This window comes from Pseudomonas frederiksbergensis (assembly GCF_001952935.1).
Taxonomy (GTDB): Bacteria; Pseudomonadota; Gammaproteobacteria; order Pseudomonadales; family Pseudomonadaceae; genus Aquipseudomonas; species Aquipseudomonas frederiksbergensis.
The window spans coordinates 4,472,427-4,486,965 of sequence record NZ_CP018319.1 but is presented as its reverse complement, the minus strand read 5'-3'; the positions used below and the strand labels follow the sequence as shown (position 1 = coordinate 4,486,965).

At 60.1% G+C, this 14,539-nt stretch carries 14 protein-coding genes; 10 read left to right on the top strand and 4 right to left on the bottom strand.

Annotation, left to right across the window (positions count from 1 at the left end):
• The first annotated feature begins 4 nt into the window (after positions 1-4).
• Entirely contained in the window at positions 5-190 is a 186-nt protein-coding gene (locus PFAS1_RS20875; RefSeq protein ID WP_003175465.1) for a CcoQ/FixQ family Cbb3-type cytochrome c oxidase assembly chaperone, read from the top strand.
• Entirely contained in the window at positions 187-1,170 is a 984-nt protein-coding gene (gene ccoP, locus PFAS1_RS20870; protein ID WP_074875093.1) for a cytochrome-c oxidase, cbb3-type subunit III, read from the top strand. Before PFAS1_RS20875 ends, ccoP begins: the two co-directional genes overlap by 4 nt.
• Positions 1,171-1,240: 70 nt before the next feature.
• Here the strand turns inward: ccoP and PFAS1_RS20865 are convergent, their stop codons facing one another.
• The gene (locus PFAS1_RS20865) at positions 1,241-2,251 is read right to left on the bottom strand and encodes a metallophosphoesterase family protein (protein WP_076030365.1); all 1,011 of its coding nucleotides are present in this window, start codon (positions 2,249-2,251) and stop codon (positions 1,241-1,243) included.
• Positions 2,252-2,721: 470 nt separating this feature from the next.
• On the opposite strand from PFAS1_RS20865, the gene ccoG reads away from it, so the two are divergent.
• The 8 genes from ccoG (at position 2,722) to PFAS1_RS20825 (ending at position 11,257) form a co-directional block, all read left to right on the top strand.
• Complete coding sequence (ccoG, locus tag PFAS1_RS20860; RefSeq protein WP_076030364.1) at positions 2,722-4,134, top strand: cytochrome c oxidase accessory protein CcoG; 1,413 nt, start codon at positions 2,722-2,724, stop codon at positions 4,132-4,134.
• 11 nt (positions 4,135-4,145) lie between these two features.
• Entirely contained in the window at positions 4,146-4,685 is a 540-nt protein-coding gene (locus tag PFAS1_RS20855; RefSeq protein WP_076030363.1) for a FixH family protein, read from the top strand.
• Positions 4,686-4,820: 135 nt separating this feature from the next.
• A complete protein-coding gene (locus PFAS1_RS20850) occupies positions 4,821-7,271 on the top strand; it encodes a heavy metal translocating P-type ATPase (protein ID WP_076030362.1) in 2,451 nt (816 codons plus the stop codon).
• Positions 7,272-7,293: 22 nt separating this feature from the next.
• Positions 7,294-7,512, top strand: coding sequence for a cbb3-type cytochrome oxidase assembly protein CcoS (ccoS, locus tag PFAS1_RS20845; RefSeq protein WP_076030361.1), 219 nt, complete (start codon positions 7,294-7,296; stop codon positions 7,510-7,512).
• Positions 7,505-8,188 carry a sulfite exporter TauE/SafE family protein gene (locus tag PFAS1_RS20840; RefSeq protein WP_076030360.1) on the top strand — a complete coding sequence of 228 codons (684 nt, stop codon included), beginning with the start codon at positions 7,505-7,507 and terminating at the stop codon, positions 8,186-8,188. The genes ccoS and PFAS1_RS20840 overlap by 8 nt, the downstream gene beginning before the upstream one ends.
• Positions 8,189-8,380: 192 nt before the next feature.
• Positions 8,381-9,763: an oxygen-independent coproporphyrinogen III oxidase gene (gene hemN / locus PFAS1_RS20835; RefSeq protein ID WP_074880565.1), complete on the top strand. Its 1,383-nt coding sequence runs from the start codon at positions 8,381-8,383 to the stop codon at positions 9,761-9,763.
• Between the two features lie 131 nt (positions 9,764-9,894).
• Complete coding sequence (gene fnr, locus PFAS1_RS20830; RefSeq protein WP_008146816.1) at positions 9,895-10,629, top strand: fumarate/nitrate reduction transcriptional regulator Fnr; 735 nt, start codon at positions 9,895-9,897, stop codon at positions 10,627-10,629.
• Positions 10,630-10,708: 79 nt separating this feature from the next.
• On the top strand, positions 10,709-11,257 hold the full coding sequence (locus tag PFAS1_RS20825) for an adenine phosphoribosyltransferase (RefSeq protein ID WP_074875082.1): 549 nt from the start codon (positions 10,709-10,711) through the stop codon (positions 11,255-11,257).
• 123 nt (positions 11,258-11,380) lie between these two features.
• Here PFAS1_RS20825 and PFAS1_RS20820 read toward each other — a convergent pair whose 3' ends face one another.
• The 3 genes from PFAS1_RS20820 to PFAS1_RS20810 form a co-directional block, all read right to left on the bottom strand.
• On the bottom strand, positions 11,381-12,529 hold the full coding sequence (locus PFAS1_RS20820) for an acyl-CoA dehydrogenase family protein (protein WP_076030359.1): 1,149 nt from the start codon (positions 12,527-12,529) through the stop codon (positions 11,381-11,383).
• Positions 12,530-12,712: 183 nt separating this feature from the next.
• Positions 12,713-13,315, bottom strand: coding sequence for a recombination mediator RecR (gene recR, locus PFAS1_RS20815; RefSeq protein WP_076030358.1), 603 nt, complete (start codon positions 13,313-13,315; stop codon positions 12,713-12,715).
• Positions 13,316-13,380: 65 nt separating this feature from the next.
• On the bottom strand, positions 13,381-14,415 hold the full coding sequence (locus tag PFAS1_RS20810) for an NADP-dependent oxidoreductase (RefSeq protein ID WP_076030357.1): 1,035 nt from the start codon (positions 14,413-14,415) through the stop codon (positions 13,381-13,383).
• Positions 14,416-14,539: the final 124 nt, after the last annotated feature.

The window sequence follows — 14,539 nt, the reverse complement described above, 5'->3', positions numbered from 1 at the left end:
TTAGATGGATATCGGGATGATTCGTGGCCTGGGCACCGTTGTTGTGATGGTGGCCTTCATCGGTCTGGCGTTGTGGGTATTCAGCCCCAAGCGCAAGTCGGAGTTTGAAGACGCGACCTTGCTGCCTTTCGCGGATGATCCCGAAGCCATCAAGCACGTCGAGCAAGCTTCTAGGAGTAACAAAGAATGACTACGTTCTGGAGTCTGTACGTCACAGTCCTCAGTCTCGGCACGATCTTCGCCCTGACCTGGCTGCTGCTGTCCACCCGCAAGGGCCAGCGCAGCGAAGCCACCGAAGAAACGGTTGGCCACTCCTTCGACGGGATCGAGGAGTACGACAACCCACTGCCAAAATGGTGGTTCATGCTGTTCGTGGGCACCATCATCTTCGCCCTCGGCTACCTGGTGCTATACCCGGGCCTGGGTAACTGGAAAGGCCTGCTGCCGGGGTACAACTACCTCGATAACGAAAAGCAGACCGCGTTCGCCAACGGCCAGAGCGGCTGGACCGGCGTTCACGAGTGGGAAAAGGAAATGGCCAAGTCGGACGCCAAGTTCGGCCCGATCTTCGCCAAGTTCGCTTCCATGCCGATTGAAGAAGTCGCCAAGGACCCGCAAGCCCTGAAGATGGGTGGCCGCCTGTTCGCCTCCAACTGCTCGGTCTGCCACGGTTCCGACGCCAAGGGCGCTTATGGCTTCCCCAACCTGACCGACGCCGACTGGCGCTGGGGCGGCGAAGCGGAAACCATCAAGACCACCATCATGGGCGGTCGTCACGCGGTCATGCCGGCGTGGGCTGAAGTGATCGGCGAACAAGGCGTTGCAAACGTTGCCGCGTTCGTACTGACCAATCTCGATGGTCGCAAACTGCCGGAAAACACCAAGGCCGATCCGGTTGCCGGGCAGAAACTGTTCGCTGCCAACTGCGTGGCGTGCCACGGTCCGGCCGGCAAAGGTACGCCAGCCATGGGCGCACCCGACCTGACCCACCCGGGCTCGTTCATCTACGGTTCGAGCTTCGCGCAACTGCAGCAGACCATCCGTTACGGCCGTCAGGGCCAAATGCCTGCGCAAGAACACCTGCAAGGCAACGACAAGGTTCACTTGCTGGCCGCTTACGTCTACAGCCTCTCTCACGGTGAGAAAGCGCCAGTGGCGGACGCCCAGTAAGGCAAACGCCTGACTGCAACACTAAACGGCCCCGCCAATGAGAATTGACGGGGCCGTTTTCATTTCATGCTTACTTGAGCAGCGGGATGACCCTGTCGACTTTGCGACTTGGCCAATTGCTGTTTCGAACGACGCTGACAGTGAGCGACTGCTTCTCAATGGAAAGATCGGCAATCAAATACGTTTGCTGCGAAGCGGAGCCGCTGAGGAATACCGGCACATCACCAAAATGCTTGGTTCGATCCCAAGAATAATAAGTCCCCGCGCCCCAGTGGTCATGCCCACCGAAGACCGCCGTCACCTTGTATTGCTCGATCATCTGCTTGAATCTCGAAATTTGCTCATCGTTACCGTTCCACCGGTAAACCTTGTGCATATTCAGAATGATGATCTTGCCCTGCTCCCGAGCCTTTTTTAAATCGTTCTCCAGCCAGTCAAGCGCAGGCGTAATTTCAAAGTCTGTTGGAAAAAGCGGATTGCCAGAGCTAAAACTGACGGTATAGGTCGGCTCGTTATTCAATTGAACGAAGTGCACATCCCCGACACTTTTCGAGTAGGCGAGACTGCCGTAATAGATCTTTCCCAGGCCTGAACTTCTTGCCGCCAGATCCATGGATTCGACCTTCCCCCAGTAACGATCCTTGAGGTCGTTGACACTTCCCGCCGCACAGTTATTCCAGAAGCATTCATTCACATTATTGGCATAGTCATGATTACCCAAACCATAGTCATAGAGGCCCTCCAGCTTGTTATCGAAAACCGACTTTATGTATGAGCGCTCGCCTCCATGACCAAATGCAGTGATGTCACCATTGATCATCACCGGTATACGGGACGCACCGCCATTCAGCTTCCTGAAGCTTGAAATATCGGAGTATTGCAATTCTATTAGTTCCTTTGAGCGCGCTTCCTTATTTGGGTCGGTGATGTCTTGATCGGTAAGATCACTCCAGGGGTATTGCGAGTCTGAAGCAAACACCAGGTGGTGCGGTGTTTCTGTAGAGGAGGCTCCATAGGCCACGGGAACAACGATCGCCAACGCAAAACACACCAACAACTTACTCTTTTTATAAAGCTTCATAGAAATCCATTTCGTTTAATATTTATCAGCCACCCAATGGCAGCAACTGCAAAATATATCGACCACTGACAATTAACAAATGATTAGCCCTTTTAGATCAACAGAAGATATGTCCAACACTTCCCAACACTTACAAGTTAAATACATAAAAAATATGCCCTATGCATTACAACTCATATAAATGCAAAGGCCGGATAAGGTATGCAGCAAGCAAACCGGATTCGTTACGCCCCTTGCGGGCGCACTGACGCAACCCCTGCTGCGCGGGCAGCTATACTCAACAAGTCAATTGACCTGCATCATGATTTGTTACATTTGCTACACCATCCGCGATTTTTACCCAACGCGACCAAAGGTCGCACCCTTACGCTAGAGCTACAGGCGTATCATTGCGCCACTGCAGCACCTCTTTTTGACCGCGGTCGGCATGTACTGACCGGGGCATTTTTCCACTGCCGTGGGATGCAATGATGAGCAATCAGATTCCGGTACACGACGTCACCCCTGCCAAGAACGCGAACACCAGCGTCGATCTTTACGCCTCTCGAGAAAAAATCTACACCCGCGCCTTCACCGGTCTGTTCCGCAACTTGCGGATGATGGGCGGTGCCGGGCTGTTTCTGCTGTATTTCGGTACGGTCTGGCTGAACTGGGGTGGCCATCAGGCCGTCTGGTGGAACCTGCCGGAACGCAAATTCTTCATCTTTGGCGCCACCTTCTGGCCTCAGGACTTCATCCTGCTTTCGGGGATCCTGATCGTCAGCGCCTTCGGCCTGTTCTTCATTACCGTTTACGCCGGCCGGGTCTGGTGCGGTTATACCTGCCCCCAGAGCGTCTGGACGTGGATTTTCATGTGGTGCGAAAAGGTCACCGAAGGCGACCGCAACCAGCGCATCAAGCTCGACAAAGCGCCGATGAGCGCCAACAAATTCTTGCGCAAACTCAGCAAACACTCGATGTGGCTGTTGATCGGCTTCGTGACCGGCATGACCTTCGTCGGTTACTTCTCGCCAATCCGCGAGCTGACCATCGACTTCTTCACCGGCGAAGCCGACGGCTGGTCGTATTTCTGGGTCGGCTTCTTCACCCTCGCCACCTACGGCAATGCCGGTTGGTTGCGCGAGCAGGTGTGCATTTACATGTGCCCGTACGCGCGCTTCCAGAGCGTGATGTTCGACAAAGACACCCTGATCGTTTCCTACGACCCGCGTCGTGGTGAAAGCCGCGGCCCGCGCAAGAAAGGCGCCGACTACAAGGCCATGGGCCTGGGCGACTGCATCGACTGCACCATGTGCGTCCAGGTCTGCCCGACCGGGATCGACATCCGCGACGGCCTGCAAATCGAGTGCATCGGTTGTGCGGCCTGCATCGATGCCTGTGACAGCATCATGGACAAGATGGATTACCCGCGCGGTCTGATCAGCTACACCACCGAGCACAACCTGTCCGGGCAAAAAACCAATAAACTGCGCCCGCGACTGATCGGCTATGCCATGGTGCTGCTGGCAATGATGGGATTGCTGATGACCGCGTTCTTCATGCGTTCGCTGGTCGGTTTCGACGTCAGCAAGGACCGCGTGCTGTACCGCGAGAACGCCGAAGGCCGGATCGAAAACGTCTACAGCCTGAAGATCATGAACAAGGACCAGCGCGACCACACCTACCTGCTCGAAGCCACTGGCCTGCCGGACCTCAAGCTGCAAGGCAAGCGCGAGATCAAGGTCGCCGCCGGGGAGATTTTCAGCCAGCCGGTCGAACTGTCCAGCGCACCGGAGAAACTGCCATCGAGCACCAACGAGGTGAAATTCATCCTCAAGGATGCCGATGACGACAGCGTCCACATTGAAGCCAAGAGCCGGTTCATCGGCCCACAAGTTCGTTGAGAGAAGTGATCATGCCCACAGCAACTGCCGCAAGCCCCTGGTACAAGCACCTTTGGCCGTGGATCATCATCGCCATCCTGGCGTGTTCCGTGACCCTGACCTTGTCCATGGTGACGATCGCGGTGAACAACCCGGACAACCTGGTCAACGATAACTATTACGAGGCCGGCAAAGGCATCAACCGCTCCCTGGACCGTGAGTTGCTGGCGCAGACCCTGCTGCTGCGCGCCAGCATCCATCTGGACGACGTGACCGGCGAAGTCGACCTGCGCCTGAGCGGCAACAGCCAACCGAAAACCCTGGAACTGAACCTGATTTCGCCGACCCAGCCGGAGAAAGATCGCAAGATCACCCTGGCACGCAGCGAAACCGAACAGGGCCGCTACATTGGCCAAGTGAACGACAAAGTCGACGGACGCCGTTTCGTAGAGCTGCTGGGCGTACAGGATGACAAGACCTGGCGCATGTTCGAAGAAGAACAGGTCAGCCATGACAAGGACCTGCTGCTGGGTGATGAACCGCTGCAGGGTGCCGAAGACCTGAAGAAGTAAGCCTTACACTGATCGTTCCCACGCTCTGCGTGGGAACGCAGCCAGGGACGCTCCGCGTCCCAGCCGAAGCGGACGCGGAGCGTCCGGGGAGGCATTCCCACGCAGAGCGTGGGAACGATCATCGGACAACGCCTCATGACCACCCAACTCCCCTGCTACCACTGCGCCCTGCCCGTCCCGGCCGGCAGCCGCTTCACCGCTGCCGTCCTCGGCGAAACCCGCGAGTTCTGCTGCCCGGGTTGCCAGGCCGTGGCCGAAGCCATTGTGGCCGGCGGACTGGAAACCTATTACCAGCATCGCAGCGAGTCATCGGCCAACCCCGAAGCGCTGCCGGTGCAACTGGTTGACGAACTGGCGCTGTACGACCACGCCGACGTGCAAGCCCCTTTCGTTCGCCACGAAGGCGAACTGGCCGAAACCACCCTGCTGATGGAAGGCATCAGTTGCGCCGCGTGCGGCTGGCTGATCGAGAAACACCTGCGCAGCCTGCCCGCAGTGGCCGAAGCGCGCCTGAACCTGTCCAACCATCGTCTGCATGTGCGCTGGGCCGATGCGCAACTGCCACTGAGCCAGGTACTCAGCGAATTGCGCCACATCGGTTACGCCGCGCACCCGTATCAAGCCGACCGCGCCAGCGAACAACTGGCCAGCGAAAACCGTTTGGCCCTGCGCCAGCTCGGTGTGGCTGGGCTACTGTGGTTCCAGGCGATGATGGCGACCATGGCGACCTGGCCGGAATTCAACATCGACCTCAGCCCCGAGTTGCACACCATCCTGCGTTGGGTCGCGCTGTTTCTCACCACCCCGATCGTGTTCTACAGCTGTGCGCCCTTCTTCAAAGGCGCCATGCGTGACTTGCGCACCCGCCACCTGACCATGGACGTCTCGGTGTCGCTGGCGATTGGCAGCGCCTACATCGCCGGGATCTGGACCTCGATCACCGGCGTCGGTGAGCTGTACTTCGACGCGGTCGGCATGTTTGCCCTATTCCTGCTGGCCGGACGTTATCTCGAACGTCGCGCCCGCGAACGCACCGCCGCCGCCACCGCACAACTGGTCAATCTGTTACCTGCCTCGTGCCTGCGCCTGAGTGCCGACGGCCAAAGTGAGCGGATCCTGCTCAGCGAACTGCGCGTGGGCGATCAGGTGCTGGTGCATCCCGGCGCGATCCTCCCGGCTGACGGCAAGATCCTCGAGGGCCAATCGAGCATCGATGAATCCCTGCTCACTGGCGAATACCTGCCGCAACCGCGCATACCAGGCGATGCGGTTACTGCCGGCACCCTGAACGTCGAAGGCGCGCTGACCGTGGAAATCCTGGCGCTGGGTCAAGACACCCGACTGTCCGCCATCGTCCGCCTGCTGGACCGCGCCCAGGCCGAGAAGCCGCGACTGGCGGAAATTGCCGACCGCGCCGCGCAATGGTTTTTGCTGCTGTCGCTGATTGCCGCGGCCGTCATCGGCCTGATCTGGTGGGAACTGGATTCGGCACGAGCCTTCTGGATTGTTTTGGCGATGCTCGTTGCGACCTGCCCGTGCGCCTTGTCCCTGGCCACGCCAACCGCCCTCACTGCCGCCACCGGCACGCTGCACAAACTCGGTTTGCTGCTGACTCGCGGTCATGTGCTGGAAGGCCTCAATCAGATCGACACGGTGATTTTCGACAAGACCGGCACGCTGACGGAAGGTCGCCTGGCCTTGCGCTCGATTCGCCCGCTCGGCGCGCTCAACAGCGATCAGTGCCTGAGCCTCGCCGCCGCCCTGGAAAACCGCTCCGAACACCCGATCGCCCGCGCGTTTGGCCGGGCGCCGCTGGCCGCCGAAGAAGTCCACAGTACGCCGGGGCTAGGCCTCGAAGGGTTGGTCGGTGAGCAACGCCTGCGCATCGGTCAACCGGGTTTTGTCTGTGAACTCAGTGGCGCGACCGTGCCATTGATGCCAGATGAAGCCGGCCAATGGCTACTGCTCGGCGACAGCCAGGGACCGTTGGCATGGTTTGTTCTCGACGATCGCCTGCGTGCCGACGCTCCCGCGCTGCTCGCCGCCTGCAAGGCTCGCGGCTGGCGCACATTGCTGCTGTCCGGCGACAGCTCGCCGATGGTCGCCAGTGTCGCTGCGGAACTGGGCATCGATGAAGCCCGAGGCGGCTTGCGTCCAGACGATAAATTGCAGGTCCTGCAACAGTTGCACAAGGAAGGCCGCAAGGTGTTGATGCTCGGTGACGGCGTCAACGACGTGCCCGTGCTGGCCGCCGCCGACATCAGCGTGGCCATGGGTTCGGCCACCGATCTGGCGAAAACCAGTGCCGATGCCGTACTGCTGTCGAACCGCCTCGACGCCTTGGTCCAAGCCTTCAGCCTGGCTCGACGCACCCGCCGGGTAATCATCGAGAACCTGCTGTGGGCCGGGCTGTACAATGGCCTCATGTTGCCGTTCGCCGCCCTCGGCTGGATCACCCCGGTATGGGCTGCGATCGGCATGTCCATCAGTTCGTTGACCGTGGTGCTGAACGCCCTGCGCCTGACACGCATGCCAAACACGCCTGCGCTCAGCGCCACGCCAGAAACCCGTCCGCTGCCGGCCTGAGCCGCGCGGGCATGGAGTCAAGATGCCAGCTCTCTACGTGATGATCCCGGCCGCGCTGCTGATCGTGGCCATCGCCATTTACATCTTCTTCTGGGCAGTCGACAGCGGTCAGTACGACGACCTCGATGGCCCGGCCCACAGCATTCTGTTCGACGACCAGGACCCGAACCACAAAGCCGCGGTAGACGAAGCCAGCGGTCAGCCAGCCAAACCGAAAGACAAGGCGCCGCCTCATGCTTGAATTGGCGCCGCTGCTGGTGTCTGCGGTGATCCTCGGCCTGCTCGGCGGCGGGCATTGCCTGGGCATGTGCGGCGGCTTGATGGGCGCGTTGACCCTGGCGATTCCCAAGGAACAACGCAGCCGGCGTTTTCGACTGCTGCTGGCCTACAACTTGGGGCGAATCCTGAGCTACACAACGGCGGGCCTGCTGATAGGTCTGGCCGGCTGGGCGGTGGCCAACAGCCCGGCGGCGATGTTCATGCGCGTCATCGCCGGATTGCTGTTGGTCGCCATGGGCCTGTACCTCGCCGGTTGGTGGAGCGGCCTGACTCGCATCGAAAGCCTCGGTCGCGGCCTGTGGCGGCACATCCAGCCCGTTGCCAACAAACTGCTGCCGGTGTCGAACGTCCCCCGCGCGTTGCTGCTGGGCGCGCTCTGGGGCTGGCTGCCGTGCGGGTTGGTTTACAGCACGTTGCTGTGGTCGGCGAGTCAGGGCAATGCAGTGGACAGTGCGCTGTTGATGCTCGCATTCGGGCTCGGCACCTGGCCGGTGTTGCTTGCCACGGGATTGGCGGCTGAGCGGGTCACGGCGCTGTTGCGCAAACGTAGCGTGCGGATGACGGGCGGATTACTGGTGATCCTGTTCGGCATCTGGACCTTGCCAGGGCCGCATCAGCATTGGCTCATGGGCCACTAGGTCGGCGGCGCCCCCATCGCGAGCAGGCTCGCTCCCACATTGAAATGCATTCCCCTGTGGGAGCGAGCCTGCTCGCGATGAGGCCGGCACCAACAACACAAATCCTGACCGTTGATGCAAATCAAGATGCCCCACCGCCGCGCCCCCTAGACTCGCCGACATTGCCAGCCTATCCGGGGGAATGCCCGCATGATGCTCGACGCCATTCGTTGGGATACCGATTTGATCCGCCGTTACGACCTGGCGGGACCGCGCTACACCTCCTACCCGACCGCGGTGCAATTCGACGGCCAGGTAGGCACGTTCGACCTGTTCCACGCCCTGCGCGACAGCCGTAAAGCCCTGCGCCCGTTATCGCTGTATGTGCACGTGCCGTTCTGCGCGAACATTTGCTACTACTGCGCCTGCAATAAAGTCATCACCAAGGACCGCGGCCGGGCCCAGCCCTATTTGCAGCGCCTTGAGCAGGAAATCCAGCTGATCGCCTGCCACCTCGATCCTGCACAGAAAGTCGAGCAACTGCACTTTGGCGGCGGCACTCCGACTTTTCTCAGTCACGATGAACTGCGCCAGTTGATGGCCCAGTTACGCAAGAACTTCAACTTGCTGGACGACGATTCCGGCGACTACGGCATCGAAATCGACCCCCGCGAAGCCGACTGGTCGACCATGGGCCTGCTTCGTGAACTGGGTTTCAACCGGGTCAGTATCGGCGTGCAAGACCTCGACCCGGCAGTGCAACGAGCCGTCAATCGCCTGCAAAGCCTGGAGGAAACCCGGGCGGTGATCGACGCTGCCCGCACGCTGCAGTTTCGCTCGATCAACATTGACCTGATCTACGGTTTGCCAAGGCAGACACCCGAGAATTTTGCCCGCACGGTTGATGAGGTGATCAACCTGCAACCGGACCGTCTCTCGGTATTCAACTACGCGCACCTGCCGGAGCGCTTCATGCCGCAACGGCGAATCAACAGCGACGAACTGCCGACACCCGCGCAAAAACTGGAAATGCTCCAGGGCACCATCGAGCAGCTGACCAAGGCCGGTTATCGCTACATCGGCATGGACCACTTCGCGCTGCCTGACGATGAACTGGCGATTGCTCAGGAAGAGTCGACCCTGCAACGCAACTTCCAGGGCTACACCACCCACGGTCATTGCGACCTGATTGGCCTGGGCGTATCGGCCATCAGCCAGATCGGCGACCTGTATTGCCAGAACAGCAGCGACCTGAATCAGTACCAGAACACGCTGGCCAGCGCGCAACTGGCCACCAACCGTGGCTTGCTGTGCAACGCCGATGACCGCCTGCGACGTGCGGTCATCCAGCAACTGATCTGCAGTTTCAGCCTGGAGTTCGCCGAGATCGAACACGCCTTCAACATCGACTTTCAGGGTTACTTCGGCGAACTCTGGCCCCAGTTGCAGGCAATGGCTGCAGACGGCCTGATCGAACTGGATAACGAACGGATCAACGTATTGCCCGCCGGACGATTGTTGGTGCGCTCGGTGTGCATGGTGTTCGACGCGTACCTGGAACAGCACAATCGCCAGCGGTTTTCGCGGGTGATCTAGCCGCCATCTCACCGGCCAGCCTATGAAACACTGACTTTACGACCCTGCGACAAAATCGCCGCGTGCCTGAATGTCCTCCCGTGAGTTACCCTTACGGCTTATGTGTGTTTTTTCCCACAAGGATTGAAGAAATGTCCGAGCCAGTAAAGCTGCGCGCTCATAGTCAGGCCCATTGCAAGGATTGCAGCCTGGCCCCTCTCTGTTTGCCACTTTCCTTGAATCTGGAAGACATGGAAGCGCTGGACGAAATCGTTAAACGTGGCCGCCCGCTGAAAAAGGGCGAATTCCTGTTCCGCCAGGGCGACACCTTCGATTCTGTTTATGCAGTACGCTCTGGCGCCCTGAAGACCTTCAGCCTGAGCGATGGCGGTGAAGAACAACTCACCGGTTTCCACCTGCCCAGCGAACTGGTCGGCCTGTCGGGCATGGACACCGAAAAACACCCGGTCTCGGCGCAAGCCATGGAAACCACATCGGTGTGTGAAATCCCTTTTGAACGCCTCGACGAACTGGCGCTGCAACTGCCGCAACTGCGCCGTCAGTTGATGCGTGTGATGAGTCGCGAGATTCGCGACGATCAGCAAATGATGTTGCTGCTGTCGAAAAAAACCGCCGACGAGCGTATCGCCACGTTCCTGGTCAACCTGTCGGCCCGTTTCCGCGCCCGCGGTTTCTCGGCCAACCAGTTCCGCCTGAGCATGTCGCGCAACGAAATCGGCAATTACCTGGGCCTGGCGGTGGAAACCGTGTCCCGGGTGTTCACGCGCTTCCAGCAAAACGAACTGATTGCGGCTGAAGGCAAGGAAATCCACATCCTCGACCCGATCCAGCTCTGCGCCCTGGCCGGCGGCTCGCTGGACGGCTGATCTCGGCGACGGCGGCTGAGCGAAACGGTTCAGCCGCCGTTATACTGCGTCGTTTGCAGCCTGCCAGGACACCTCGACGATGGTCTTCGACTCCTTCGACATCAAATCCCTCATCCGCCCTGTGATCGACTTTCCCAAGCCGGGCGTGATCTTTCGCGACATTACCCCGCTGTTCCAGTCGCCCACGGCCCTGCGCCTGGTGATGGACAGTTTCGCCCATCGTTACGTCGAGGCCGACTTCACCCACATCGGCGCGATGGACGCCCGTGGTTTTCTGATCGGTTCGATCCTGGCCTATCAGCTGAACAAGCCGCTGGTCCTGTTCCGCAAGCAAGGCAAGTTGCCGGCCGACGTACTGGCCGAGGGTTATGCGACCGAATACGGCGAAGCCTTCCTCGAAGTCCACGCCGACAGCCTGTGCGAGGGCGATTCGGTGGTGATGTTCGATGACCTGATCGCCACGGGCGGGACACTGATTGCAGCGGCGAACCTGATTCGACGCATGGGAGCGCGGGTTCATGAAGCGGCGGCGATCATTGATTTGCCGGAGCTGGGCGGGTCGCAGCGCCTGGAAGACATGGGGATTCCGACGTTTTGCCTGACGCAGTTTGCGCTGAGCGATAAGTAACCCCCTGATAGATCGTTCCCACGCTCCGCGTGGGAATGCAGCCCGGGACGCTCCGCGTCCCAACAGCGGACGCAGAGCGTCCATTGAGGCATTCCCACGCAGAGCGTGGGAACGATCAGCTCGTCACAGCCCCATCTGCTTGCTGATGATCTCGTTCATCACTTCCCGCGTCCCGCCGCCGATCGACAAAATCCGGTTATCGCGGTACAGCCGCTCCACCAGGCTCTCGCGCATGTACCCGAGGCCACCCAAAATCTGCACCGCATCCGAGGTAATCCGATCAGCCGTGTCGGTGGCAAAATTCTTGGCCATGGAAATCTCCTTGATCACACTCTGCCCCGCCGCCATTTTCGCCGCCTGGCGGTAGGTGAATTCCCGTGACACCTCCAGTGCCGTGGCCATTTCGGCGAGACGATGCTTGAGCACCTGAAACTTGCCGATGGGTTTACCGAAGGCTTCACGCTGGCGAGCCCATTTCAGGCTTTCTTCCAGCGCCAGTTGCGCGGTCATGTTGGCCATTAGCGCCAGCGCCAGGCGCTCGCTCTGGAAGTTGCCCATGATGCAGGCGAAGCCCATGTTTTCGGCACCGATCAGATTTCCTACAGGCACCCGGCAATCGTCGAAGAACAGTTCGGCAGTGTCCGACGCCCACCACCCCATTTTCTTCAACTGGCGTCCGACGGTGAAACCCGGCGTGCCCTTCTCGATCAACAGCAGGCTGATGCCAGCGAAACCCGGCGCACCGGTACGCACCGCAACGGTGTAGAAATCCGCGCGGACGCCACTGGTGATAAAGGTTTTACTGCCGCTGACCCGGTAGAACTCGCCCTCACGCACGGCGCGGGTTTGCAGGTTGGCGACGTCGGAGCCACCACTGGGCTCGGTCACGGCCAGGGCGCTGATCTTCTCGCCGGCGAGCACCTGAGGCACAACGCGAGCGCGGACTTCGGGCCTGGCCCACTTGAGGATCGGCGGGAGGCCGATGTCCAGCGAGCCGAGCCCCGCCACCAAGCCGCCGGAGCCACAACGCATCAGCTCTTCGCTGGCGGCGACCTTGGCGAACAGATCACCTTCGTGGCTGCCACCCAGGGCTTCGGGGTAACCGATCCCCAGAATCCCCGCCGCGCCGGCCTTGAGGTAGAGCTCGCGGGGAAAGCTTTCGGCTTCTTCCCACTGGTCGATGTCCGGCAAGATTTCGCGCTCGACGAAGCGTCTGACGCTGTCGCGGACCAATTGATGGCTGGGGTCGAAGTATTCCTGAAAGGCAGGCATCGGCGAGCTCCACTGAAGGTTCAGCGAAGTTAACCGAGCGCTTGCTTGGTTTTCAACAGGATTATGTGAAGCAGGTCGACCGAGGTGCGCCCATCGCGAGCAGGCTCGCTCCCACAGGGGTTTTGTGAACATCACAAATCCAATGTGGGAGCGAGCCTGCTCGCGATGGCGTCAGTCCAGCCACTACAAAACGATCGGCTTACGCCCGGCAAATGAATGCGCCAACGTCCCGCCATCCACCAACTCCAGCTCGCCACCCAAAGGCACGCCATGGGCGATGCGCGAGGCGATCAGGCCTTTGTTGCTGAGCAATTGGGCAATGTAATGCGCTGTCGCCTCACCTTCCACGGTCGGGTTGGTCGCCAGAATCACTTCAGTGAACGTGCCCGCCTCTTCGATCCGCGCCAGCAGTTGCGGAATACCAATGGCCTCAGGCCCGAGTCCATCGAGTGGCGACAAATGCCCCTTGAGCACGAAATAGCGACCCCGGAAGCCGGTCTGCTCCACCGCGTAGACGTCCATCGGCCCTTCCACCACGCAGAGCAAGGTGTCGTCGCGACGGGTATCGGCGCATTGCGGGCAGAGGTCGTCTTCGGTGAGCGTGCGGCACAACCGGCAATGGCCCACCCCTTCCATGGCCTGGCTCAGTGCCGAGGCCAATCGCGAGCCGCCGCTGCGATCACGCTCGAGCAGCTGCAACGCCATGCGTTGGGCAGTTTTCTGACCCACACCTGGCAAAATTCGCAGGGCATCGATCAGTTGGCGAATCAAAGGGCTGAAGCTCATGGGGAAAAGTCCGACAAAACAACGAGACGCGGTTTATACCCGCGCCTCTGTTTAGCGTCAATTATTCAGTCCTGGGTGACCCGTACAACCAGTTTGCCGAAGTTGCGTCCTTCCAGCAGACCGATGAACGCTTCGGGTGCCTGCTCCAGGCCATCGACCACGTCTTCGCGGAACTTCACCTTGCCGTCGCGCACCCACGGCGCCATGGCGCTGACGAATTCCGGCTGACGATCACCGTAGTCGTCGAACACGATGAAGCCCTGGATTCGCACGCGCTTGGTCAGCAGCGTGCGCTGCAATTGCGGCAGCCGATCCGGGCCGGTCGGTGCTTCGTGAGCGTTGTAGGACGCGATCAGTCCGCAGAGTGGAATCCGCGCCTTGGGATTGAGCAACGGCAGCACAGCATCGAACACCTTGCCGCCAACGTTTTCGTAATAGATGTCGATGCCTTCGGAGCACGCCTTGGCCAATTCATCGGCGAAGTTCGGGCTCTTGTGATCAATGCAGGCATCAAAACCCAGCTCATCGACCACATAACGGCACTTGTCCGCGCCACCGGCCACACCGACGACGCGCAAGCCCTTGATCTTCGCCACTTGGCCGACCACCGAACCCACGGCGCCGGATGCAGCCGCCACCACCAGGGTTTCGCCTTCCTTGGGCTGGCCGATGTCCATCAGGCCCATGTACGCGGTCATGCCGGGCATGCCCAACACGCCCAACGCCATGGATGGGCTAGGCATCCCGGACGGCAGCGGAATGATGTCGCGTCCGTCACTGATGCTGTGGCTCTGCCACCCGGTGGAGCCGACCACCAGGTCACCTTCGTGGAATTTCGGATTCAGCGAGCGCTCGACCCGGCTGACAGCGCCACCGGTCATCACCTCGCCAATTTCAACCGGTGCGGCGTAGGACGGCGCGTCGCTCATGCGTCCGCGCATGTAGGGATCAAGTGACAGGTAGAGGGTCTTGAGCAGCACCTGACCGTCAGCCAGTTCCGGCAGCGCAACGCGCTCCAGACGGAAATTCTCCGGCGTCGGCGCGCCTGCCGGGCGGGATGCCAGGACGATACGTTGGTTGAGGGTCAATGCTTGTGGCATGTGAGCTTCTCCTTTTGATCGATGAATTCGGCGGTATAGGGAGCAGACCTTTTTGACGCTGGCGCGTTCGATGTTTCTGACTCATCAGCACTGATCGTTCCCACGCTCTGCGTGGGAATGCAGC

Excerpts from the sequence above, each read along its gene's own strand:
- PFAS1_RS20850 (WP_076030362.1), top strand. The coding sequence starts at position 4,821 with ATGACCACCCAACTCCCCTGCTACCACTGCGCCCTGCCCGTCCCGGCC.
- fnr (WP_008146816.1), top strand. The coding sequence starts at position 9,895 with ATGTCCGAGCCAGTAAAGCTGCGCGCTCATAGTCAGGCCCATTGCAAG.
- PFAS1_RS20810 (WP_076030357.1), bottom strand. The coding sequence starts at position 14,415 with ATGCCACAAGCATTGACCCTCAACCAACGTATCGTCCTGGCATCCCGC.
- hemN (WP_074880565.1), top strand. The coding sequence starts at position 8,381 with ATGCTCGACGCCATTCGTTGGGATACCGATTTGATCCGCCGTTACGAC.
- PFAS1_RS20875 (WP_003175465.1), top strand. The coding sequence starts at position 5 with ATGGATATCGGGATGATTCGTGGCCTGGGCACCGTTGTTGTGATGGTG.
- PFAS1_RS20865 (WP_076030365.1), bottom strand. The coding sequence starts at position 2,251 with ATGAAGCTTTATAAAAAGAGTAAGTTGTTGGTGTGTTTTGCGTTGGCG.
- PFAS1_RS20825 (WP_074875082.1), top strand. The coding sequence starts at position 10,709 with ATGGTCTTCGACTCCTTCGACATCAAATCCCTCATCCGCCCTGTGATC.
- ccoG (WP_076030364.1), top strand. The coding sequence starts at position 2,722 with ATGAGCAATCAGATTCCGGTACACGACGTCACCCCTGCCAAGAACGCG.
- PFAS1_RS20840 (WP_076030360.1), top strand. The coding sequence starts at position 7,505 with ATGCTTGAATTGGCGCCGCTGCTGGTGTCTGCGGTGATCCTCGGCCTG.
- recR (WP_076030358.1), bottom strand. The coding sequence starts at position 13,315 with ATGAGCTTCAGCCCTTTGATTCGCCAACTGATCGATGCCCTGCGAATT.
- ccoS (WP_076030361.1), top strand. The coding sequence starts at position 7,294 with ATGCCAGCTCTCTACGTGATGATCCCGGCCGCGCTGCTGATCGTGGCC.
- ccoP (WP_074875093.1), top strand. The coding sequence starts at position 187 with ATGACTACGTTCTGGAGTCTGTACGTCACAGTCCTCAGTCTCGGCACG.
- PFAS1_RS20820 (WP_076030359.1), bottom strand. The coding sequence starts at position 12,529 with ATGCCTGCCTTTCAGGAATACTTCGACCCCAGCCATCAATTGGTCCGC.
- PFAS1_RS20855 (WP_076030363.1), top strand. The coding sequence starts at position 4,146 with ATGCCCACAGCAACTGCCGCAAGCCCCTGGTACAAGCACCTTTGGCCG.